Annotated in this window: 34 protein-coding genes; 33 read left to right on the top strand and 1 reads right to left on the bottom strand. The window is 66.9% G+C overall.

The annotated features are described in order from the left end of the window. Position 1 precedes the first annotated feature (1 nt). The 30 genes from rplC to truA all read left to right on the top strand — a co-directional run bounded on the left by rplC (position 2) and on the right by truA (position 17,043). Positions 2-646 (top strand): 50S ribosomal protein L3, encoded by a 645-nt coding sequence (gene rplC, locus B082_RS0104540; RefSeq protein ID WP_018550622.1) that lies wholly within the window; start codon positions 2-4, stop codon positions 644-646. 4 nt (positions 647-650) lie between these two features. Then, entirely contained in the window at positions 651-1,301 is a 651-nt protein-coding gene (rplD, locus tag B082_RS0104535) for a 50S ribosomal protein L4 (protein ID WP_018550621.1), read from the top strand. Continuing rightward, a complete protein-coding gene (gene rplW / locus B082_RS0104530) occupies positions 1,301-1,624 on the top strand; it encodes a 50S ribosomal protein L23 (protein ID WP_014154589.1) in 324 nt (107 codons plus the stop codon). The genes rplD and rplW overlap by 1 nt, the downstream gene beginning before the upstream one ends. A gap of 39 nt (positions 1,625-1,663) precedes the next feature. Next, the gene (gene rplB, locus B082_RS0104525) at positions 1,664-2,500 is read left to right on the top strand and encodes a 50S ribosomal protein L2 (RefSeq protein WP_018550620.1); all 837 of its coding nucleotides are present in this window, start codon (positions 1,664-1,666) and stop codon (positions 2,498-2,500) included. A 12-nt stretch (positions 2,501-2,512) separates the two neighbouring features. Further along, on the top strand, positions 2,513-2,794 hold the full coding sequence (gene rpsS, locus B082_RS0104520) for a 30S ribosomal protein S19 (protein ID WP_018101224.1): 282 nt from the start codon (positions 2,513-2,515) through the stop codon (positions 2,792-2,794). A 41-nt stretch (positions 2,795-2,835) separates the two neighbouring features. Next, positions 2,836-3,183 carry a 50S ribosomal protein L22 gene (rplV, locus tag B082_RS0104515; protein WP_026249422.1) on the top strand — a complete coding sequence of 116 codons (348 nt, stop codon included), beginning with the start codon at positions 2,836-2,838 and terminating at the stop codon, positions 3,181-3,183. Then, positions 3,183-4,019, top strand: a complete 837-nt coding sequence (gene rpsC, locus B082_RS0104510) for a 30S ribosomal protein S3 (protein ID WP_018550618.1) — start codon at positions 3,183-3,185, stop codon at positions 4,017-4,019. The genes rplV and rpsC overlap by 1 nt, the downstream gene beginning before the upstream one ends. Positions 4,020-4,024: 5 nt before the next feature. Further along, positions 4,025-4,444: a 50S ribosomal protein L16 gene (gene rplP, locus B082_RS0104505; RefSeq protein WP_003966953.1), complete on the top strand. Its 420-nt coding sequence runs from the start codon at positions 4,025-4,027 to the stop codon at positions 4,442-4,444. Then, positions 4,444-4,668, top strand: coding sequence for a 50S ribosomal protein L29 (gene rpmC, locus B082_RS0104500; RefSeq protein ID WP_014047786.1), 225 nt, complete (start codon positions 4,444-4,446; stop codon positions 4,666-4,668). The genes rplP and rpmC overlap by 1 nt, the downstream gene beginning before the upstream one ends. Then, positions 4,668-4,952, top strand: coding sequence for a 30S ribosomal protein S17 (rpsQ, locus tag B082_RS0104495; RefSeq protein WP_018550617.1), 285 nt, complete (start codon positions 4,668-4,670; stop codon positions 4,950-4,952). Before rpmC ends, rpsQ begins: the two co-directional genes overlap by 1 nt. Before the next feature lie 100 nt (positions 4,953-5,052). Then, a complete protein-coding gene (gene rplN, locus B082_RS0104490) occupies positions 5,053-5,421 on the top strand; it encodes a 50S ribosomal protein L14 (protein WP_003966950.1) in 369 nt (122 codons plus the stop codon). 2 nt (positions 5,422-5,423) lie between these two features. Further along, on the top strand, positions 5,424-5,747 hold the full coding sequence (gene rplX / locus B082_RS0104485) for a 50S ribosomal protein L24 (RefSeq protein ID WP_018550616.1): 324 nt from the start codon (positions 5,424-5,426) through the stop codon (positions 5,745-5,747). Beyond that, on the top strand, positions 5,747-6,304 hold the full coding sequence (gene rplE / locus B082_RS0104480) for a 50S ribosomal protein L5 (RefSeq protein WP_018550615.1): 558 nt from the start codon (positions 5,747-5,749) through the stop codon (positions 6,302-6,304). The genes rplX and rplE overlap by 1 nt, the downstream gene beginning before the upstream one ends. Before the next feature lie 2 nt (positions 6,305-6,306). Continuing rightward, on the top strand, positions 6,307-6,492 hold the full coding sequence (locus tag B082_RS0104475; RefSeq protein ID WP_003948630.1) for a type Z 30S ribosomal protein S14: 186 nt from the start codon (positions 6,307-6,309) through the stop codon (positions 6,490-6,492). A gap of 224 nt (positions 6,493-6,716) precedes the next feature. After that, complete coding sequence (rpsH, locus tag B082_RS0104470; RefSeq protein ID WP_018550614.1) at positions 6,717-7,115, top strand: 30S ribosomal protein S8; 399 nt, start codon at positions 6,717-6,719, stop codon at positions 7,113-7,115. A 21-nt stretch (positions 7,116-7,136) separates the two neighbouring features. Further along, positions 7,137-7,676: a 50S ribosomal protein L6 gene (rplF, locus tag B082_RS0104465; protein WP_018550613.1), complete on the top strand. Its 540-nt coding sequence runs from the start codon at positions 7,137-7,139 to the stop codon at positions 7,674-7,676. A 2-nt stretch (positions 7,677-7,678) separates the two neighbouring features. Next, on the top strand, positions 7,679-8,062 hold the full coding sequence (gene rplR, locus B082_RS0104460) for a 50S ribosomal protein L18 (protein ID WP_018550612.1): 384 nt from the start codon (positions 7,679-7,681) through the stop codon (positions 8,060-8,062). Positions 8,063-8,108: 46 nt separating this feature from the next. Beyond that, positions 8,109-8,714 (top strand): 30S ribosomal protein S5, encoded by a 606-nt coding sequence (gene rpsE / locus B082_RS0104455; RefSeq protein WP_018101216.1) that lies wholly within the window; start codon positions 8,109-8,111, stop codon positions 8,712-8,714. After that, positions 8,714-8,896, top strand: coding sequence for a 50S ribosomal protein L30 (gene rpmD / locus B082_RS0104450; protein ID WP_018550611.1), 183 nt, complete (start codon positions 8,714-8,716; stop codon positions 8,894-8,896). Before rpsE ends, rpmD begins: the two co-directional genes overlap by 1 nt. A 1-nt stretch (position 8,897) precedes the next feature. Then, positions 8,898-9,353, top strand: a complete 456-nt coding sequence (gene rplO, locus B082_RS0104445) for a 50S ribosomal protein L15 (RefSeq protein WP_018550610.1) — start codon at positions 8,898-8,900, stop codon at positions 9,351-9,353. A 225-nt stretch (positions 9,354-9,578) separates the two neighbouring features. Further along, on the top strand, positions 9,579-10,898 hold the full coding sequence (gene secY, locus B082_RS0104440) for a preprotein translocase subunit SecY (protein ID WP_018550609.1): 1,320 nt from the start codon (positions 9,579-9,581) through the stop codon (positions 10,896-10,898). Next, on the top strand, positions 10,898-11,557 hold the full coding sequence (locus B082_RS0104435; protein WP_018550608.1) for an adenylate kinase: 660 nt from the start codon (positions 10,898-10,900) through the stop codon (positions 11,555-11,557). The genes secY and B082_RS0104435 overlap by 1 nt, the downstream gene beginning before the upstream one ends. 136 nt (positions 11,558-11,693) lie before the next feature. Next, positions 11,694-12,530 carry a type I methionyl aminopeptidase gene (gene map / locus B082_RS0104430; RefSeq protein ID WP_018550607.1) on the top strand — a complete coding sequence of 279 codons (837 nt, stop codon included), beginning with the start codon at positions 11,694-11,696 and terminating at the stop codon, positions 12,528-12,530. Positions 12,531-12,732: 202 nt separating this feature from the next. Then, on the top strand, positions 12,733-12,954 hold the full coding sequence (gene infA / locus B082_RS0104425) for a translation initiation factor IF-1 (RefSeq protein WP_003956442.1): 222 nt from the start codon (positions 12,733-12,735) through the stop codon (positions 12,952-12,954). A gap of 59 nt (positions 12,955-13,013) precedes the next feature. Continuing rightward, positions 13,014-13,127, top strand: coding sequence for a 50S ribosomal protein L36 (gene rpmJ, locus B082_RS0104420; RefSeq protein ID WP_003956441.1), 114 nt, complete (start codon positions 13,014-13,016; stop codon positions 13,125-13,127). A gap of 194 nt (positions 13,128-13,321) precedes the next feature. Next, on the top strand, positions 13,322-13,702 hold the full coding sequence (gene rpsM / locus B082_RS0104415) for a 30S ribosomal protein S13 (RefSeq protein WP_018550606.1): 381 nt from the start codon (positions 13,322-13,324) through the stop codon (positions 13,700-13,702). Between the two features lie 105 nt (positions 13,703-13,807). Further along, the gene (gene rpsK, locus B082_RS0104410; RefSeq protein WP_003956432.1) at positions 13,808-14,212 is read left to right on the top strand and encodes a 30S ribosomal protein S11; all 405 of its coding nucleotides are present in this window, start codon (positions 13,808-13,810) and stop codon (positions 14,210-14,212) included. 138 nt (positions 14,213-14,350) lie between these two features. Further along, the gene (locus B082_RS0104405; RefSeq protein WP_003966937.1) at positions 14,351-15,373 is read left to right on the top strand and encodes a DNA-directed RNA polymerase subunit alpha; all 1,023 of its coding nucleotides are present in this window, start codon (positions 14,351-14,353) and stop codon (positions 15,371-15,373) included. Between the two features lie 250 nt (positions 15,374-15,623). Next, the gene (gene rplQ / locus B082_RS0104400; RefSeq protein WP_018550605.1) at positions 15,624-16,100 is read left to right on the top strand and encodes a 50S ribosomal protein L17; all 477 of its coding nucleotides are present in this window, start codon (positions 15,624-15,626) and stop codon (positions 16,098-16,100) included. Between the two features lie 88 nt (positions 16,101-16,188). After that, on the top strand, positions 16,189-17,043 hold the full coding sequence (truA, locus tag B082_RS0104395; RefSeq protein WP_018550604.1) for a tRNA pseudouridine(38-40) synthase TruA: 855 nt from the start codon (positions 16,189-16,191) through the stop codon (positions 17,041-17,043). Positions 17,044-17,053: 10 nt separating this feature from the next. Here truA and B082_RS0104390 read toward each other — a convergent pair whose 3' ends face one another. Continuing rightward, on the bottom strand, positions 17,054-17,917 hold the full coding sequence (locus B082_RS0104390) for a hypothetical protein (protein ID WP_018550603.1): 864 nt from the start codon (positions 17,915-17,917) through the stop codon (positions 17,054-17,056). A gap of 58 nt (positions 17,918-17,975) precedes the next feature. Between B082_RS0104390 and B082_RS0104385 the strand changes: the two genes are divergently transcribed. The 3 genes from B082_RS0104385 (at position 17,976) to rpsI (ending at position 21,151) form a co-directional block, all read left to right on the top strand. After that, entirely contained in the window at positions 17,976-19,604 is a 1,629-nt protein-coding gene (locus tag B082_RS0104385; protein ID WP_026249421.1) for an ABC-F family ATP-binding cassette domain-containing protein, read from the top strand. A 530-nt stretch (positions 19,605-20,134) separates the two neighbouring features. Next, positions 20,135-20,578, top strand: a complete 444-nt coding sequence (gene rplM, locus B082_RS0104380) for a 50S ribosomal protein L13 (RefSeq protein WP_018550601.1) — start codon at positions 20,135-20,137, stop codon at positions 20,576-20,578. Between the two features lie 45 nt (positions 20,579-20,623). Beyond that, the gene (rpsI, locus tag B082_RS0104375) at positions 20,624-21,151 is read left to right on the top strand and encodes a 30S ribosomal protein S9 (protein WP_018550600.1); all 528 of its coding nucleotides are present in this window, start codon (positions 20,624-20,626) and stop codon (positions 21,149-21,151) included. The last annotated feature ends 136 nt before the right edge of the window (positions 21,152-21,287 follow it).

The following is a 21,287-nucleotide window of genomic DNA, read 5'->3' as shown; positions in this document are numbered from 1 at the left end:
GATGGCTAAGAACATTAAGGGCGTCCTGGGCGAGAAGCTCGGCATGACCCAGGTCTGGGACGAGAACAACCGGGTTGTCCCGGTGACCGTCGTCAAGGCCGGGCCCTGCGTCGTGACCCAGGTCCGCACCAACGACAGCGACGGCTACGAGTCGGTCCAGATCGCCTTCGGCGAGATCGACCCGCGCAAGGTGAACAAGCCCCTCAAGGGCCACTTCGCCAAGGCCGACGTGACCCCGCGCCGCCACCTGGTGGAGCTCCGCACCCCTGACGCCAGCGAGTACACGCTCGGCCAGGAGATCACCGCCCAGGTGTTCGAGTCCGGCGTCAAGGTCGACGTCACGGGCAAGAGCAAGGGCAAGGGCTTCGCCGGTGTCATGAAGCGTCACAACTTCAAGGGCCTCGGTGCCGGTCACGGCGTCCAGCGCAAGCACCGCTCCCCCGGTTCGATCGGTGGCTGCGCCACCCCTGGGCGTGTCTTCAAGGGCATGCGCATGGCCGGTCGGATGGGTAACGAGCGCGTCACCACCCAGAACCTGACCATCCACGCGGTCGACGCGGAGAAGGGTCTGCTGCTCATCAAGGGCGCGGTCCCCGGTCCGAACGGCGGCCTCGTCCTGGTCCGTACCGCGGCCAAGGGGGCTTGAGGTAATGAGCACCATTGACATCCTTTCGCCGGCAGGCGACAAGGCCGGTACCGTCGAGCTCCCCGCGGAGATCTTCGACGCCAAGACCAGCGTCCCGCTGATCCACCAGGTCGTCGTCGCACAGCTGGCAGCCGCCCGTCAGGGCACGCACAAGACCAAGACCCGTGGCGAGGTCCGCGGTGGTGGGCGCAAGCCGTACCGCCAGAAGGGCACCGGCCGCGCGCGCCAGGGCTCGACCCGTGCGCCGCAGTTCGTCGGCGGTGGCGTCGTCCACGGCCCGCAGCCGCGTGACTACTCGCAGCGCACCCCGAAGAAGATGAAGGCCGCCGCCCTGCGCGGTGCCCTCTCCGACCGGGCGCGTCACTCCCGCATCCACGTCGTCACCGGCGTGGTCGAGGGTGGAGTCTCCACGAAGGCCGCCAAGTCGCTGTTCGGCAAGATCTCGGAGCGCAAGAACGTGCTCCTGGTCGTCGACCGCAACGACGAGGCCGCGTGGCTCTCCGCACGCAACCTGCCCCAGGTGCACATCCTGGAGCCGGGCCAGCTGAACACGTACGACGTGATCGTCTCTGACGACGTGGTCTTCACTCAGGCCGCCTTCGAGTCCTTCGTGTCTGGCCCCCAGACCGCTGAGACCGAAGGGAGCGACGCCTGATGAGCGAGGCGACCGTTACCAGCAAGACCTACTCCGACCCGCGCGACGTTCTCGTCAAGCCGGTTGTCTCGGAGAAGAGCTACGCGCTGCTCGACGAGAACAAGTACACGTTCATCGTCGCGCCCGGCTCCAACAAGACCCAGATCAAGCAGGCCGTGGAAGCGGTCTTCTCGGTCAAGGTCACCGGGGTCAACACGATCAACCGGCAGGGTAAGCGCAAGCGCACCAAGACCGGTTTCGGCAAGCGGGCTGACACCAAGCGCGCCATCGTGACCCTCGCTGAGGGCGACCGTATCGACATCTTCGGCGGCCCGACCTCTTAAGTGAGGTCGAGTCGTCCGGAATCGGACGAGGACTGAGAAATGGGTATCCGCAAGTACAAGCCGACGACCCCGGGCCGTCGTGGCTCCAGCGTCGCCGACTTTGTCGAGATCACGCGGTCCACGCCGGAGAAGTCGCTGGTCCGCCCCCTGCACAGCAAGGGCGGCCGTAACAACGCCGGTCGTGTGACCGTTCGCCACCAGGGTGGTGGCCACAAGCGCGCCTACCGCGTGATCGACTTCCGTCGTCACGACAAGGACGGCGTGCCGGCCAAGGTCGCGCACATCGAGTACGACCCCAACCGCACCGCGCGCATCGCGCTCCTGCACTACGCGGACGGCGAGAAGCGCTACATCATCGCGCCGCGTGGCCTGGCGCAGGGCGACCGTGTCGAGAACGGCCCGGCCGCCGACATCAAGCCCGGCAACAACCTGGCGCTGCGCAACATCCCGGTCGGTACGACCATCCACGCCATCGAGCTGCGGCCCGGCGGCGGCGCGAAGTTCGCCCGTTCCGCGGGTGCCTCCGTGCAGCTGCTGGCGAAGGAGGGCACCATGGCCCACCTTCGTATGCCGTCGGGTGAGATCCGCCTGGTCGACGCCCGCTGCCGCGCCACCATCGGCGAGGTCGGCAACGCCGAGCAGTCGAACATCAACTGGGGCAAGGCCGGCCGCATGCGGTGGAAGGGCGTCCGCCCGACCGTCCGTGGTGTCGTGATGAACCCGGTCGACCACCCGCACGGTGGTGGTGAGGGTAAGACCTCCGGTGGCCGTCACCCGGTTTCGCCGTGGGGTAAGAAGGAAGGTCGTACTCGTTCGCCCAAGAAGGCGTCGAACAAGTACATCGTCCGCCGCCGCAAGACGAACAAGAAGCGCTAGGAGCGGGTTTAGATGCCGCGCAGTCTCAAGAAGGGGCCCTTCGTCGACGGCCACCTCGCCAAGAAGGTGGACGTACAGAACGAGGCAGGCACCAAGAACGTCATCAAGACCTGGTCCCGTCGCTCGATGATCGTCCCGGCCATGCTGGGTCACACCATCGCGGTGCACAACGGCAAGATCCACGTCCCGGTGTTCGTCACCGAGTCGATGGTCGGCCACAAGCTCGGCGAGTTCTCGCCGACTCGCACCTTCCGCGGCCACGTCAAGGACGACCGGAAGTCGAAGCGCCGCTAACGCGGGGTGACCTGACTATGACTTACACCGAAGGGACAACCATGGAAGCCAGGGCCCAGGCGCGGTACATCCGCGTCACGCCCATGAAGGCCCGCCGAGTGGTGGACCTCATCCGTGGCATGGATGCCACGGAGGCTCAGGCGGTCCTGCGTTTCGCCCCGCAGGCCGCGAGCGTGCCGGTTGGCAAGGTGCTGGACAGCGCCATCGCCAACGCTGCACACAACTACGACCACACGGACGCCAACTCGCTGGTCATCAGCGAGGCGTACGTGGACGAGGGCCCGACCCTGAAGCGGTTCCGTCCGCGTGCTCAGGGCCGTGCCTACCGGATCCGTAAGCGGACCAGCCACATCACCGTGGTCGTCAGCAGCAAGGAAGGAACCCGGTAATGGGCCAGAAGGTAAACCCGCACGGGTTCCGGCTCGGCATCACCACGGACTTCAAGTCCCGCTGGTACGCCGACAAGCTGTACAAGGACTACGTCAAGGAAGACGTCGCCATTCGTCGCATGATGACGAAGGGCATGGAGCGGGCCGGCATCTCGAAGGTCGAGATCGAGCGCACCCGCGACCGCGTCCGCGTTGACATCCACACCGCCCGTCCGGGCATCGTCATCGGCCGCCGCGGCGCCGAGGCCGATCGCATCCGTGGCGAGCTGGAGAAGCTGACCGGCAAGCAGGTCCAGCTGAACATCCTTGAGGTCAAGAACCCCGAGGTGGACGCTCAGCTGGTGGCCCAGGCCGTCGCCGAGCAGCTGTCCTCCCGCGTCTCCTTCCGTCGGGCCATGCGCAAGAGCATGCAGAGCTCGATGAAGGCCGGCGCCAAGGGCATCAAGGTCCAGTGCGGTGGCCGCCTCGGCGGCGCCGAGATGTCCCGCTCGGAGTTCTACCGCGAGGGCCGCGTGCCCCTGCACACGCTCCGCGCGAACGTCGACTACGGCTTCTTCGAGGCCAAGACGACCTTCGGCCGCATCGGCGTGAAGGTCTGGATCTACAAGGGCGACGTCAAGAACATCGCCGAGGTCCGCGCCGAGAACGCTGCTGCCCGTGCGGGCAACCGCCCGGCCCGTGGCGGCGCTGACCGCCCGGCCGGCCGCGGTGGCCGCGGTGGCGAGCGTGGCGGCCGCGGCCGCAAGCCGCAGCAGTCGGCTCCGGCCGCCGAGGCCCCCAAGGCCGAGGCGCCCGCCGCTGCTCCGGCTGCTGAGAGCACCGGAACGGAGGCCTGACCGAAATGCTGATCCCCCGTAGGGTCAAGCACCGCAAGCAGCACCACCCGAAGCGAAGCGGTATGTCCAAGGGTGGCACGCAGGTTGCGTTCGGCGAGTACGGCATCCAGGCGCTGACCCCGGCGTACGTGACGAACCGTCAGATCGAGTCCGCTCGTATCGCGATGACCCGTCACATCAAGCGTGGCGGCAAGGTCTGGATCAACATCTACCCGGACCGTCCCCTGACGAAGAAGCCGGCCGAGACCCGCATGGGTTCCGGTAAGGGTTCTCCCGAGTGGTGGATCGCGAACGTCAAGCCGGGCCGGGTGATGTTCGAGCTGTCCTACCCGAACGAGAAGATTGCTCGTGAGGCGCTCACCCGCGCTGCTCACAAGCTTCCGATGAAGTGCCGGATCGTTCGGCGCGAGGCAGGTGAGTCGTGATGTCGGCCGGTACCAAGGCGTCCGAGCTGCGCGAGCTGGGCAACGAGGAGCTCCTCAACAAGCTCCGCGAGGCCAAGGAAGAGCTGTTCAACCTCCGCTTCCAGGCGGCGACCGGACAGCTCGAAAACCACGGCCGGCTCAAGTCCGTCCGTAAGGACATCGCCCGGATCTACACCCTGATGCGTGAGCGCGAGCTCGGCATCGAGACGGTGGAGAGCGTCTGATGAGCGAGAACACTGTGACTGAGACCAAGACCGAGCGCGGCTTCCGCAAGACCCGTGAGGGCCTCGTCGTCGGCGACAAGATGGACAAGACCGTCGTCGTCGCCGTCGAGGACCGCGTCAAGCACGCGCTGTACGGCAAGGTCATCCGCCGTACGAACAAGCTCAAGGCCCACGACGAGCAGAACTCCGCCGGTGTCGGCGACCGCGTTCTCCTGATGGAGACCCGGCCGCTGTCCGCCACCAAGCGGTGGCGCATCGTCGAGATCCTCGAGAAGGCCAAGTAATTCCTGAGGGGCATTCCCCTCAGGTCAGTTCCGCCAGGCTCGGCAGGGGCTCCCGCAACGGAGCCCCTGCCGGGAACCGGCAGACGATCAGGAGATAGACGTGATCCAGCAGGAGTCGCGACTGCGCGTCGCCGACAACACGGGTGCGAAGGAAATTCTCACCATCCGTGTTCTCGGTGGCTCGGGTCGCCGCTACGCGGGCATCGGTGACGTCATCGTCGCCACCGTCAAGGACGCGATCCCCGGTGGCAACGTGAAGAAGGGTGACGTCGTCAAGGCCGTCATCGTTCGCACCGTCAAGGAGCGTCGTCGTCAGGATGGCTCGTACATCCGCTTCGACGAGAACGCCGCCGTCATTCTGAAGAACGACGGCGACCCCCGCGGCACCCGTATCTTCGGCCCGGTGGGCCGTGAGCTGCGCGAGAAGAAGTTCATGAAGATCATCTCGCTCGCGCCGGAGGTGCTGTAAGCATGAAGATCAAGAAGGGCGACCTGGTTCAGGTCATCACCGGTAAGGACAAGGGCAAGCAGGGCAAGGTCATCGTGGCCTACCCCGCTCAGGACCGCGTCCTCGTCGAGGGTGTCAACCGGGTCAAGAAGCACACCAAGGCCGGCCAGACCGCTCGCGGTTCGCAGACCGGTGGCATTGTGACGACCGAGGCCCCGGTCCACGTCAGCAACGTGCAGCTGGTTGTTGAGAAGGACGGCAACAAGGTCGTTACTCGCGTCGGCTACCGCTTTGACGACGAGGGCAACAAGATCCGTGTTGCCAAGCGCACCGGTGAGGACATCTGATGACTACCACCACCGCGCCGCGTCTCAAGACGCGCTACCGCGAGGAAATCGCCGGCAAGCTGCGTGAGGAGTTCTCCTACGAGAACGTCATGCAGATTCCCGGTCTGGTCAAGATCGTGGTCAACATGGGTGTGGGCGACGCCGCCCGCGACTCCAAGCTGATCGACGGCGCCGTGCGCGACCTCACCACGATCACCGGTCAGAAGCCGGCCGTCACCAAGGCCCGCAAGTCGATCGCGCAGTTCAAGCTGCGCGAGGGGCAGCCGATCGGCTGCCACGTCACCCTCCGCGGTGACCGCATGTGGGAGTTCCTGGACCGTACGCTGTCGCTCGCGCTTCCGCGTATCCGTGACTTCCGTGGCCTGTCGCCCAAGCAGTTCGACGGCCGTGGCAACTACACCTTCGGTCTCACGGAGCAGGTCATGTTCCACGAGATCGACCAGGACAAGATCGACCGGGTCCGGGGCATGGACATCACCGTGGTCACCACGGCGACCAATGACGACGAGGGTCGTGCCCTCCTTCGTCACCTCGGCTTCCCGTTCAAGGAGAACTGACCGTGGCGAAGAAGGCTCTGATCGCTAAGGCCGCCCGTAAGCCGAAGTTCGGCGTCCGCGGGTACACCCGCTGCCAGCGCTGCGGCCGGCCCCACTCCGTCTACCGCAAGTTCGGCCTGTGCCGTGTGTGCCTTCGTGAGATGGCTCACCGCGGCGAGCTGCCGGGCGTGACCAAGAGCTCCTGGTAATTCTCCTTCGCCCTCTGGGCGTTGGGAATCACCGGAGACTCTCGGTAAGCATCTGGTCGGCAGGAGTCCCGCTCCGCATGCCGTAGGCTTGCAGGGTTGGGCGCCTGCCGTCCAAGACCGACTTACTACGCCGTAGGTCCCCGCACCGCACCCGTCCCGCCACTGAGTGGGGAGAGGGATGGCGCATACAGGAAACCCCGGCGAGAGAGGCCGAAGGCCAACTCATGACCATGACTGATCCCATCGCAGACATGCTCACGCGTCTGCGTAACGCGAACTCGGCGTATCACGACGACGTCACGATGCCGCACAGCAAGATCAAGTCGCACATCGCGGAGATCCTCCAGCAGGAGGGCTTCATCACGGGCTGGAAGGTCGAGGACGCCGAGGTCGGCAAGAACCTCGTCCTCGAGCTGAAGTTCGGCCCGAACCGCGAGCGCTCGATCGCCGGCATCAAGCGAATCTCGAAGCCGGGTCTGCGTGTCTACGCAAAGTCCACCAATCTGCCGAAGGTCCTCGGCGGCCTGGGCGTGGCGATCATCTCCACGTCCCACGGTCTCCTGACCGGCCAGCAGGCTCAGAAGAAGGGCGTAGGTGGGGAAGTCCTCGCCTACGTCTGGTAGTCGGGAACGGAGGAATAGCTCATGTCGCGAATCGGCAAGCTCCCCATCCAGGTTCCCGCCGGTGTGGACGTCACCATCGATGGCCGTACGGTCGCGGTGAAGGGCCCCAAGGGCACCCTCACGCACACCGTTGCGGCTCCGATCGAGGTCACCAAGGGTGAGGACGGCGTTCTGAACGTCGTCCGCCCGAACGACGAGCGTCAGAACAAGGCCCTGCACGGCCTGTCCCGCACGCTGGTGGCGAACATGATCACCGGTGTGACCCAGGGATACATCAAGGCGCTCGAAATCAGTGGTGTCGGTTACCGCGTCCAGGCGAAGGGCTCCAACCTGGAGTTCGCCCTGGGCTACAGCCACCCGATCCTGATCGAGGCCCCGGAGGGCATCACCTTCAAGGTGGAGACCCCCACGAAGTTCACTGTCGAGGGCATCGACAAGCAGAAGGTCGGCGAGACCGCGGCCAAGATCCGCAAGCTGCGGAAGCCTGACCCGTACAAGGCCAAGGGCGTCAAGTACGCCGGCGAGGTCATCCGCCGCAAGGTCGGAAAGGCTGGTAAGTAGCGATGGCATACGGCGTGAAGATCGCCAAGGGCGACGCGTACAAGCGTGCCGCTCTCAAGCGTCGCCACATCCGCGTCCGCAAGCACATCTCCGGTTCGCCGGAGCGTCCGCGCTTGGTCGTGACGCGGTCCAACCGCCACATGGTGGCTCAGGTCATCGACGACATCGCGGGCCACACGCTCGCTTCGGCGTCGACCCTGGACGTCTCCATCCGTGGTGGCGAGGGCGACAAGAGCAGCCAGGCCAAGCAGGTCGGCGCCCTGGTCGCCGAGCGTGCCAAGGCCGCAGGCGTCGAGGCCGTCGTGTTTGACCGCGGTGGTAACCAGTACGCCGGGCGGATTGCCGCTCTGGCTGACGCCGCCCGTGAAGCCGGGCTGAAGTTCTAGCCCCGGTTCCTACGCACAGCGGACGTAACAGAGAGAGGTAAATCCAATGGCTGGACCCCAGCGCCGCGGAAGCGGTGCCGGTGGCGGCGAGCGGCGGGACCGGAAGGGCCGTGACGGCGGCGCTGCTGCCGCCGAGAAGACCGCGTACGTCGAGCGCGTCGTCGCGATCAACCGTGTCGCCAAGGTTGTGAAGGGTGGTCGTCGCTTCAGCTTCACCGCGCTGGTCGTGGTGGGCGATGGTGACGGCACCGTCGGTGTCGGTTACGGCAAGGCCAAGGAAGTTCCCGCGGCCATTGCCAAGGGTGTCGAAGAGGCCAAGAAGAACTTCTTCAAGGTCCCCCGCATCCAGGGCACCATCCCTCACCCGATCCAGGGCGAGAAGGCTGCGGGCGTCGTCCTGCTCAAGCCGGCTTCCCCCGGTACCGGTGTGATCGCCGGTGGCCCGGTGCGCGCCGTTCTTGAGTGCGCCGGCGTTCACGACATCCTGTCGAAGTCGCTCGGGTCCTCGAACCCGATCAACATCGTGCACGCGACCGTGGCGGCCCTCCAGGGCCTGCAGCGTCCCGAGGAGATCGCGGCCCGCCGCGGTCTGCCCCTTGAGGACGTCGCTCCCGCGGCTCTGCTTCGTGCGCGTGCGGGAGCGGGTGCGTAATGGCTCGCCTCAAGATCACGCAGACGAAGTCGTACATCGGCAGCAAGCAGAACCACCGCGACACCCTGCGTTCGCTCGGGCTCAAGCGCCTGCACGACGTGGTTGTCAAGGAGGACCGCCCCGAGTTCCGCGGCATGGTGCACACCGTCCGCCACCTCGTGACGGTTGAGGAGGTCGACTGACATGGCGGAGAACAAGCCGCTGAAGGCGCATGACCTCCGGCCTGCCCCGGGCGCCAAGACCGCCAAGACCCGTGTGGGTCGTGGTGAGGCGTCCAAGGGTAAGACCGCTGGTCGTGGTACCAAGGGCACCAAGGCCCGTTACCAGGTTCCGGAGCGCTTCGAGGGTGGGCAGATGCCCCTCCACATGCGTCTCCCGAAGCTCAAGGGCTTCAAGAACCCGTTCCGCACGGAGTACCAGGTCGTGAACCTGGACAAGCTCGCGACGCTCTACCCCGAGGGTGGAGAGGTCACGGTGGCCGACCTGGTCGCCAAGGGCGCTGTGCGCAACAACCACCTCGTCAAGGTCCTCGGACAGGGCGAGATCTCCGTGGCGCTGCAGGTTTCGGTTGACGCCGTCTCCGGCTCCGCCAAGGAGAAGATTGCCGCCGCCGGCGGCACCGTCACTGAGCTCGTCTGAGACAACTCGGACAGTTCGGTGGACTGAACATCCGACCGGGGATGCCCTCTCATATGGGGCATCCCCGGTTGGTCGTTCCTAGGGGGGCATGTACGCCGGTAAGGTGGCGTCCGTTGCTGTGGTAACCCCTGGACGTACGCGCCCAGGAGCCCTTTGACTGTTACGTATCCGTCGATCCTCAAGACCGTCACCTCTACGCTCTGCGCGGGGGTCGCAGGAGGCACCGTGCTCACCGGCTTCGCCCGGGCGTTCAAGACGCCCGACCTGCGCAAGAAGCTGTTCTTCACACTCGGCATCATCGTGCTCTACCGGCTCGGGGCGCATATCCCGGTACCGGGAGTCAGCTACGAGAACGTCCAGACCTGTGTTGATCAGGCAAGTAAGGGCAATAACAGCCTTTTCGGCCTGGTGAACATGTTCAGCGGTGGTGCGCTGCTGCAGATCACGATCTTCGCGCTCGGCATCATGCCGTACATCACGGCCAGCATCATTCTTCAGCTGCTGACCGTCGTCATTCCCCGACTTGAGGCCCTCAAGAAGGAGGGGCAGTCCGGCCAGGCGAAGATCACGCAGTACACGCGTTATCTGACGGTCGCGCTCGCCATCCTCCAGGGCACCGGCCTGGTCGCCACCGCCCGCAGCGGTGCGCTCTTCAGCGGCTGCCCCGTCGCCGACCAGATCGTTCCGAACCAGTCGATGTTCACGACCATCGTCATGGTCATCACGATGACCGCCGGAACCGCCGCCGTCATGTGGCTCGGTGAGCTCATCACCGACCGCGGCATCGGCAACGGCATGTCGATCCTGATGTTCATCTCGATCGCCGCCAGCTTCCCCGGCGCCCTGTGGGCCATCAAGACGAGCGGCAAGCTCGCGGACGGCTGGATCGAATTCGGCACCGTCATCCTGATCGGCTTCGTGATGGTGGCCCTGGTCGTCTTCGTCGAGCAGGCCCAGCGCCGTATCCCGGTGCAGTACGCGAAGCGCATGATCGGGCGCCGCTCCTACGGTGGTACGTCCACCTACATCCCGCTCAAGGTGAACCAGGCGGGTGTGATTCCCGTCATCTTCGCTTCTTCGCTGCTCTACATTCCGGCCCTGATCGTCCAGTTCTCCAACTCCACCGCGGGCTGGGCGACCTGGATCAAGGACCACTTCGTCAAGGGTGACCACCCGTACTACATCACCGCCTACTTCCTGTTGATCGTCTTCTTCGCCTTCTTCTATGTGGCGATTTCGTTCAACCCCGAGGAAGTGGCCGACAACATGAAGAAGTATGGTGGCTTCATCCCGGGTATCCGGGCTGGTCGACCTACTGCCGAGTACCTGAGCTACGTGCTCAACAGGATCACTTGGCCGGGCTCGCTGTACCTGGGTCTGATCGCTCTGGTGCCGACGATGGCGTTGGCAGGCTTCGGTGGCGCTAACCAGAACTTCCCGTTCGGCGGGACGAGCATCCTCATCATCGTGGGTGTGGGTCTGGAGACCGTGAAGCAGATTGAGAGTCAGCTCCAGCAGCGCAATTACGAAGGGTTCCTCCGCTGATGCGAATCGTCCTCGTCGGCCCGCCGGGTGCCGGCAAGGGAACGCAGGCTGCGTACCTTGCCAAGAACCTGTCGATTCCGCACATCTCAACGGGCGACCTCTTCCGCGCCAACATCAGCCAGGGCACTGACCTTGGCAAGCAGGCCCGCGCCTACATGGACGCGGGGCAGCTGGTGCCGGACGAGGTGACGATCGGGATGGCCAAGGACCGCATGTCCCAGCCGGACGCGGTCGACGGCTTCCTGCTCGACGGCTTCCCGCGCAACGTGGGTCAGGCCGAAGCTCTTGATGTGATGCTCAAGGACGAGGGCGTGAAGCTGGACGCCGTACTCGACCTGGAGGTCCCCGAGGACGAGGTCGTGAAGCGGATCGCGGGTCGCCGCATCTGCCGCAACGACAGCGCGCACGTCTTCCACGCCACGTACAACCCGCCGAAGGCCGAGGGTGTCTGCGACACCTGCGGCGGCGAGCTGTACCAGCGCGAGGACGACAGCGAGGAGACGGTGCGTACCCGGCTGGAGGTCTACCACACGCAGACCGAGCCGATCATCGACTACTACCGGTCCCAGGACCTGGTGGTCACCATCTCCGCGCTCGGCAAGGTCACCGAGGTGACCGACCGGGCCATGGCGGCGCTGAAGAAGTCCGACGAGGGCTGAGCGCGCGCACGTGTAGTACTCGCAGTGAATTCGGCCGCGGCGTCCTTCGGGCGCCGCGGCCGACTGCTTGCCTCGTATCCGCCGTATCGTGGATGTCCCGCCCCCGTCACCGTCCCCACCCGAAAGGCGCCGCAGCATGGTGCAGATCAAGACCCCCGAGCAGATCGCGAAGATGCGCGAGGCGGGGCTGGTGGTCGCCGCCATCCACGCGGCCACCCGCGAGGCGGCGGTGCCCGGTGCCACCACCCGGGACCTGGACCAGGTCGCGCGCAAGGTGATCGCCGACCACGGCGCCAAGTCGAACTTCCTCGGGTACGGCGGGTTCCCCGCGACCATCTGCACCTCGGTCAACGAGGTCGTCGTCCACGGCATCCCGGACGACAGGACGGTCCTCAAGGACGGCGACATCATCTCCATCGACGCCGGCGCGATCGTCGACGGCTGGCACGGCGACGCCGCGTACACGGCCTTCGTCGGCACGGGTCACGCTCCGGAGCTGGTCGAGCTGTCCCGGGTGACCGAGGAGTCCATGTGGGCCGGCATCGCCGCGATGAAGGTGAACAACCGCCTGGTCGACATCTCGAAGGCGATCGAGTCCTACATCCGCCGCCAGCCCCGCCCCGCGACCGGCAAGTACGGGATCGTCGAGGACTACGGCGGGCACGGCATCGGCACCGAGATGCACATGGACCCGCACCTGCTGAACTACGTCGCCCGCAAGCGCGGCAAGGGCATCAAGCTGGTCCCGGGCGTCTGCCTGGCCATCGAGCCCATGGTCTCCCTCGGTACGCCCCACACCGAGGTCCTGGAGGACGAGTGGACCGTCGTCACCACCGACGGCACCTGGTCCTCGCACTGGGAGCACTCCATCGCCCTCACCGAGCAGGGCCCGCTGGTCCTGACCGCCCCGGACTGCGGCCGCGAGAAGCTGGCCCAGTACGGAGTGGAGGCGGCGCCCGACCCTCTGGGGTGATGCCCGGCCCCCGGACGGCGCCCGACCCTCTGGGGTGATTGACACCCGCCCGGAGGTCTAAGGATCTCCTGCGGTGGGCAAACTTGACGGATTCGTCTTTTGGAGTCCGCTGACGTAGACTGACTCGTCGGCTCTCGTGCATCCGTGTGTCCACATGCGGCGGACGAGAGACGATCAAGGTAGCCGATTCGAAAGGCGAAGCGTGGCCAAGAAGCAAGGTGCCATCGAAATTGAGGGCACCGTGATCGAGTCCCTCCCGAACGCCATGTTCAAGGTGGAGCTCCAGAACGGTCACAAGGTCCTCGCGCACATCTCCGGCAAGATGCGTATGCACTACATCCGCATCCTCCCGGATGACCGGGTCGTCGTGGAGCTGTCTCCGTACGACCTGACGCGTGGCCGGATCGTCTACCGGTACAAGTAGATCTTGCCGCCGCCCGCTTCGGCGCGGTGCCGGCACTGACCCGGAGAACCTGACATCCCATGAAGGTCAAGCCGAGCGTCAAGAAGATCTGCGACAAGTGCAAGGTGATCCGCCGTCACGGCCGGGTCATGGTCATCTGCGACAACCTGCGCCACAAGCAGCGCCAGGGCTGACGCACGACCCCCTGCATCTCGCAGTTCTTCGCGCGACGCACGTAATACGTACATACGCAGAGCCCGTCCAAGCCACGGCTGACGACACCTCCGGCGGGGGCCGGGGACCCGGACGTACCACCTCTCCCAGCGAGGGGTCGGCGGTCGGGAGTGGTTCTGCGGAAGACCCCCGAAATAACAACTGGAGCCATTGAATGGCACGCGTTTCAGGTGTTGACATCCCGCGCGAAAAGCGCGTGGAGGTTGCCCTCACCTACGTCTTCGGTATCGGGCGCACCCGGTCCAAGGAGATCCTCGCCGCCGCCGGCGTGAACCCGGACACCCGCGTTCGTGACCTGGCCGAAGAGGACCTGGTCAAGATCCGCGAGTACGTGGACGCCAACCTCCGCACCGAGGGTGACCTCCGCCGCGAGATCCAGGCCGACATCCGCCGCAAGGTCGAGATCGGCTGCTACCAGGGTCTCCGTCACCGCCGCGGTCTGCCGGTCCACGGCCAGCGCACCAGCACCAACGCCCGTACCCGCAAGGGTCCGCGTCGCGCGATCGCCGGCAAGAAGAAGCCGGGCAAGAAGTAGTCCTCAGCGGACGCACTGCGCGCGTCCGGGCCTCCGGACAGGCGCAGCAACCAGCGGTCTTCGCTGTAGGACCGATCACCTCCCCTCTCCATCTGGAGTCAAGACATGCCCCCCAAGGGTCGTCAGGGCGCAGCCAAGAAGGTGCGTCGCAAGGAAAAGAAGAACGTCGCTCACGGCCACGCGCACATCAAGAGCACGTTCAACAACACCATCGTCTCGATCACGGACCCCTCGGGCAACGTGATCTCCTGGGCCTCGGCCGGCCACGTCGGCTTCAAGGGCTCGCGCAAGTCCACCCCCTTCGCCGCGCAGATGGCCGCCGAGTCGGCCGCCCGCCGCGCGCAGGAGCACGGCATGCGCAAGGTCGACGTCTTCGTGAAGGGTCCGGGCTCCGGCCGCGAGACCGCGATCCGCTCGCTCCAGGCCACGGGCCTGGAGGTCGGTTCGATCCAGGACGTCACCCCGACGCCGCACAACGGCTGCCGTCCGCCGAAGCGTCGCCGCGTCTGATCCGTCACGGCCGGTGACGGCCGTACGGCAGAAGCGTGGGTACGGGCGGTATGCCCCCTGCGGGGGTGTGCCGCCCGTATCCTTGTTTCATCTGTCGGGTGTCAAATAGTGGGCGCCCACGACTGAAGGATTCACATCATGCTGATCGCTCAGCGTCCGTCGCTGACCGAAGAGGTCGTCGACGAATTCCGCTCGCGGTTCGTCATCGAGCCGCTGGAGCCCGGCTTCGGCTACACGCTCGGCAACTCCCTGCGCCGCACGCTCCTCTCCTCGATCCCGGGTGCCGCTGTCACCAGCATCCGCATCGACGGTGTCCTGCACGAGTTCACCACCGTGCCGGGCGTCAAGGAGGACGTGACCGACCTCATCCTCAACATCAAGCAGCTGGTCGTCTCCTCGGAGCACGACGAGCCGGTCGTGATGTACCTGCGCAAGCAGGGCCCCGGCCTGGTCACCGCCGCGGACATCGCCCCGCCGGCCGGTGTCGAGGTGCACAACCCGGACCTGGTCCTGGCCACGCTGAACGGCAAGGGCAAGCTGGAGATGGAGCTGACCGTCGAGCGCGGTCGCGGCTACGTCTCCGCCGTCCAGAACAAGCAGGTCGGCCAGGAGATCGGCCGCATCCCGGTCGACTCCATCTACTCGCCGGTGCTCAAGGTCACGTACAAGGTCGAGGCGACCCGTGTCGAGCAGCGCACCGACTTCGACAAGCTGATCGTCGACGTCGAGACCAAGCAGGCCATGCGTCCCCGTGACGCCATGGCGTCGGCCGGTAAGACCCTGGTCGAGCTGTTCGGTCTGGCGCGCGAGCTCAACATCGACGCCGAGGGCATCGACATGGGCCCGTCGCCGACGGACGCCGCGCTCGCGGCGGACCTGGCGCTGCCGATCGAGGAGCTGGAGCTCACGGTCCGCTCGTACAACTGCCTCAAGCGCGAGGGCATCCACTCGGTGGGCGAGCTGGTGGCCCGCTCCGAGGCGGACCTGCTCGACATCCGCAACTTCGGTGCGAAGTCGATCGACGAGGTCAAGGCGAAGCTGGCCGGTATGGGCCTGGCGCTGAAGGACTCGCCTCCCGGCTTCGACCCGACCGCCGCCGCGGACGCGTTCGGCGCGGACGACGACGCGGATGCGGGCTTCGTGGAGACCGAGCAGTACTAGGTCGCCTCCGGCTGGGGTGCCCTTCTTGGAGGGTGCCCCGGACCGGCGAGGGCTTCTGTCCTCAATCGCCGGACGGGCTTGATTTTCGGGCTGAGGCTTGATCTTCGGGCTGAGGCCCGAGATTTCGGGTGCGGATGCCGACTCGTGAGTGAGTCGGTCCGGCGACAGCACACACTTCCGCGTGGCGACCGCCGCGTGGGAACTGACATCGGTACCTGATACGGCCGGTGCAGCACACAAGGAGAAAACCATGCCGAAGCCCGCCAAGGGTGCCCGTCTGGGCGGCAGCGCAGCGCACGAGAAGCTTCTGCTGAACAACCTCGCGAAGTCGCTGTTCGAGCACGGCCGCATCACCACGACCGAGGCCAAGGCCCGCCGCCTGCGTCCGGTCGCGGAGCGCTTCATCACCAAGGCGAAGAAGGGCGACATCCACAACCGTCGCCTGGTGCTGCAGTCGATCACGGACAAGGGCATCGTTCACACGCTCTTCACCGAGATCGCCCCGCGGTACGAGAACCGCCCCGGTGGTTACACCCGCATCACCAAGATCGGCAACCGTCGTGGCGACAACGCCCCGATGGCCGTCATCGAGCTGGTCGAGGCGCTGACCGTGGCGCAGCAGGCCACCGGTGAGGCCGAGGCCGCCACCAAGCGTGCGGTCAAGGAAGACGCGGCCAAGCAGGACGAGACCCCGGTCGAGTCCGTCGAGGACGCGAAGGACGCCTGAGCGTTCCGGAACCACTGAACGGGTCCGCATCACCCTCCGGGGCGGTGCGGGCCCGTTCGGCTGTGCGGGATCTTGAGAGGATGCGCTGGTGAGTGACGTGGTGGAGCCCGGCTTCGTACGGGTGCGGCTGGACCTGGCCTATGACGGCAAGGACTTCTCGGGCTGGGCGAAGCAGACCGCGCGGCGGACGGTCCAGGGGGAGATCGAGGATGCGCTGCGGACCGTGACCCGCTCCTCGCGCACGTACGACCTGACGGTGGCCGGACGCACCGACGCCGGGGTGCACGCCCGGGGGCAGGTGGCCCATGTGGACCTGCCGGCCGAGGTGTGGGCCGAGCACGCCGAGAAGCTGCTGCGGCGGCTGGCCGGGCGGATGGCGCCCGATGTGCGGGTATGGCGGGCCGAGGAGGCCCCGGCGGGGTTCAACGCCCGGTTCTCGGCCCTGTGGCGCCGGTACGCCTACCGGGTGGCCGACCGGCCCGGCGGGGTCGACCCGCTGGTGCGGGGCCATGTGCTGTGGCACGACCGGCCGTTGGACGTGGCCGCGATGAACGCCGCCGCCGCGCGCATGACCGGGGAGCACGACTTCGCCGCGTACTGCAAGAAGCGCGAGGGCGCGACGACCATCCGGACCTTGCAGAAGCTGCGCTGGGTACGGGACGAGGCGTCCGGGATCATCACGGGGACCGTGCAGGCCGACGCCTTCTGCCACAACATGGTGCGCGCCCTGGTGGGGGCGATGCTGTTCGTGGGCGACGGGCGGCGCCCCGCCCCGTGGCCGGCCGAGGTGCTGGCTGCCGGGGTGCGCGACCCGGGGGTGCATGTGGTGCGCCCGCACGGGCTGACGCTGGAGGAAGTGGCCTACCCGGCCGATGAGTTGCTGGCGGCGCGGGCGGTGGAGGCCCGTAATGTGCGGACCCTGCCGGGGGCGGGCTGCTGCTGAACCGGATGGCTCAGGTCGTGGTGATGTCCGCCGCGGCCGATGCCTGGACCTCGCCGCGGTGGCGGATCTGACGGAACGTGAAGTTCGTCAGGTCGTCGCCGACGGCGAACACGTTCTTGTCGGCCTTGGTGACGTTCTTGCCGTTGGTGAAGCCGCCGACCGTGAAGTACGCGTACCGGCCGTAGGAGTTGGCGGTACGGCGGCAGATCGCGCCGTCGCGGCAGAAGACGGGGACGCCCGATCCGCTGAGCGAGGCGAGGCCGCCGCTGGCCTGCTGGGCGGTCTTCCTGGCCTGGGCCTCGGTCTCGAAGACCGCTATGCCGACGGTGACCGCCACGCCGTCCAGGCTGTACGTGGCCCGGATGACCCGGTCGCAGCCGTTGGCGGTGAGGATCGAGCCGAGCGCGCCCTGGGTGGTGGTGGCGCACTGGGTGGTGCTGTGGGTGGCGCCCTTGGTGTGGACGCGGTCGCCGGTGGTGAGGGTCTTGCCGGGGAAGAAGGCGTCGACGCTGATGGGCAGCCGGTCCTTCTTCGCGTCGGATATGTAGTCCTTGGGGTCCGGCGGGGGCGGTGGCGCCACCGAGGAGAAGGACGGTTCGGGCGCGGTGGTCTCGCTGGGCAGCGCGCTCGCCGACGGCAGCTCACTGGCGTCCTTGCCGGCCGCGTCGTCGGAGTGGTTGCTGTTGGCCGAGATGACCGCGGTCGCCACGATCGCGGCGACCGCCGCGGTGGCCAGCGCGCCCCCGCCGATCAGCAGCCACTTCTTGCGTCTGGCGCGCGACTCGGACGCCTCGGCCAGCGCCTCCCAGTCCGGAGTCCCGTTGTTCCCCGGCCCCGTCGGCCCCCAGGAGGGCCCCCCTTGCCCAAAGCTCATGCCGCGAAGCTTAGAGCCTCTGTAAACCGGTTGGGCCATTGGTTCGCGGCCCGTGACAATGCTGGGTATGGGACATCTCGAAGCAGGCCATCTTGAGTACTACCTACCGGACGGGCGGGTGCTGCTCGGCGATGCTTCGTTCCGGGTGGCCGACGGTGCCGTGGTCGCCCTCGTCGGGGCGAACGGCGCCGGGAAGACCACGCTGCTGCGGCTGCTCGCCGGGGAGCTCCAGCCGCACGGCGGCTCGGTCTCGGTGAGCGGCGGGCTCGGTGTGATGCGGCAGTTCGTCGGCTCCGTGCGCGACGAGCGTACGGTCCGCGACCTGCTGGTCTCCGTCGCCCAGCCCCGCATCCGGGAGGCCGCGCTCGCCGTCGACCGGGCCGAGGAGCGCATCCTCACCGTGGACGACGAGGCCGCGCAGATGGCGTACGCGCAGGCGCTGAGCGACTGGGCCGAGGTGCGCGGGTACGAGGCCGAGACGCTCTGGGACATGTGCACGATGGCCGCGCTCGGTGTCCCGTACGAGAAGGCGCAGTGGCGCGAGGTGCGCACGCTCTCCGGCGGTGAGCAGAAGCGGCTGGTCCTGGAGGCGCTGCTGCGCGGGCCCGACGAGGTGCTGCTGCTGGACGAGCCGGACAACTATCTGGACGTGCCGGGCAAGCGGTGGCTGGAGGAGAAGCTGAAGGAGACCCGTAAGACGGTCCTCTTCGTCTCCCACGACCGCGAGCTGCTGTCCCGGGCCGCGCAGAAGATCGTCAGCGTGGAGCCGAGCCCGGCCGGCAGTGACGTCTGGGTGCACGGTGCCGGCTTCGACACGTACCACCAGGCCCGCAAGGAGCGGTTCGCGCGCTTCGAGGAGCTGCTGCGGCGCTGGGAGGAGGAGCACAAGCGGCTGAAGGCGCTCGTGCTGCGGCTGCGGCAGCAGGCGGCGAACAGCCCCGACATGGCGAGCCGCTACCACGCGATGCAGACCCGCTTCAAGAAGTTCGAGGACGCGGGGCCCCCGCCGGAGCCGCCGCGCGAGCAGGACATCCGGATGCGGCTGCGCGGCGGCCGGACCGGTGTGCGGGCGGTGACCTGTACGAATCTGGAGCTGACCGGCCTGATGAAGCCGTTCGACCTGGAGATCTACTACGGGGAACGGGTCGCGGTCCTCGGCTCCAACGGCTCGGGCAAGTCCCACTTCCTGCGGCTGCTGGCGGGTGAGCCGGTCGCGCACACGGGGGAGTGGAAGCTCGGCGCGCGGGTGGTGCCCGGCCACTTCGCGCAGACCCACTCCCATCCGGAGCTGCTGGGCCGGACGCTGGTCGACATCCTGTGGACGGAGCACGCCAAGGACCGGGGCGCGGCGATGTCCGTGCTGCGGCGCTATGAGCTGGAGCGTCAGGGCGACCAGGCGTTCGAGAAGCTGTCGGGCGGCCAGCAGGCGCGGCTCCAGATCCTGCTCCTGGAGCTGTCCGGCACGACCGCGCTGCTGCTGGACGAGCCGACGGACAACCTGGACCTGGAGTCGGCGGAGGCGTTGCAGGACGGTTTGGAGGTGTACGACGGCACGGTGATGGCCGTCACGCACGACCGGTGGTTCGCGAAGAGCTTCGACCGGTTCCTGGTCTTCGGCTCGGACGGGGTCGTACGGGAGACCTCGGAGCCGGTGTGGGACGAGCGGCGGGTGGAACGGGTGCGGTGACGCGGCCCTTGGTGGGGTGCGGGTCGCCCACCGTCCGGTGGGTGGGGGTGGGGTCCCTCCGGGCAGACTCCTCAAAAATGGCGTGTTCACCCGACGACGCGGAGGACCCCGGTCGTACGCCATTTTCTGCGGGGACTGCCCTGCACGCCCCCACCCACTCTCGCCTGCGTCTGTACGCCGGTGGTACGTCTGTCGCAGACGCACGGCGGCCGGTTCGGGGGCGTGCTTTTGAGCCCATGCGGCGATTGAGGACGGAACCGGTCGGCCGGGATCGGGGCGGGCCCCCCGGGGGTGCCGCCCGCCCAAGGGCCCCGTTTTGACCCGTCCGGGGGCGGACGGGTACTGTCGACGATTGTTATACGTATTGGCTGCGTCGTTCTCACGCGAAGGGCCCTTACGTAGGTTCCCTGGAGCAGTTACCAGTGGCTCGCATACGGGCAGCGTCCCCGGCATTGTGCGCCCCAGCTGCATATCGCTTCAGGGGTGCCGTGTGTCTGGACCCCATCCACTGAAGAAGCGAAGGCTACGAAGTGCGTACGTACAGCCCCAAGCCCGGCGATGTCACTCGCCAGTGGCACATCATCGACGCCCAGGACATCGTCCTCGGCCGTCTGGCCACCACGGCTGCGAACCTCCTCCGAGGCAAGCACAAGGCGATCTACGCCCCCCACATGGACATGGGCGACTTCGTCATCATCATCAACGCCGACAAGGTTCACCTGTCCGGCAACAAGAAGACCCAGAAGATGGCGTACCGCCACTCCGGGTTCCCGGGTGGTCTCCGCTCCGTTCGTTACGACGAGCTGCTCGCGAAGAACCCCGAGAAGGCCGTCGAGAAGGCCATCAAGGGCATGATCCCCAAGAACACCCTGGGCCGTCAGATGATCTCGAAGCTGAAGGTCTACGCGGGCGACCAGCACCCGCACGCTGCGCAGCAGCCGGTCCCGTACGAGATCACCCAGGTCGCGCAGTAGTTCCGGCCTCCCCCCAAAGACGTAAAGAAAGATCTGAGGAGCATCGTGGCCGAGACCACTGTTGAGACCCCTGTCGAGGGCACCGAGGGCGAGGAGACCTTCGCCGAGGTGACCACCTTCGAGTCCGAGGTCCCCGTCGAGGGTGAGTACACCTCCGAGTCGCTCGCCGGCCGCTTCGGCGACCCGCAGCCCGCCGCCGGCCTCGGCCGTCGCAAGAACGCCATCGCCCGCGTCCGGATCGTCCCGGGCACCGGCAAGTGGAAGATCAACGGCCGCACCCTTGAGGGCTACTTCCCGAACAAGGTGCACCAGCAGGAAGTCAACGAGCCCTTCAAGGTGCTTGAGCTGGACAACCGCTACGACGTCATCGCCCGCATCTCGGGTGGCGGCGTCTCGGGTCAGGCCGGCGCCCTGCGCCTGGGCGTGGCCCGTGCGCTGAACGAGGCGGACGTGGACAACAACCGCGCGACGCTGAAGAAGGCCGGCTTCCTCTCCCGTGACGACCGTGCGGTCGAGCGCAAGAAGGCCGGTCTGAAGAAGGCCCGCAAGGCCCCGCAGTACAGCAAGCGCTAAACCGCCTGCTCACCCGCGTTACACGTTCGCCCCGGCGGCACACCTCGTGCTGCCGGGGCGTTCGTTTATCGACATCCTCGGGCATATAACGGCATAAGGCGTTCATAGGCTTGTTGGGTACTTGATCAGATCTTTG

The organism is Streptomyces sp. ATexAB-D23 (assembly GCF_000373645.1).
Classification (GTDB): domain Bacteria; phylum Actinomycetota; class Actinomycetes; order Streptomycetales; family Streptomycetaceae; genus Streptomyces; species Streptomyces castrisilvae.
The sequence above is the reverse complement of the archived record's forward strand: the minus strand, read 5'-3'. Positions and strand labels throughout refer to the sequence as shown.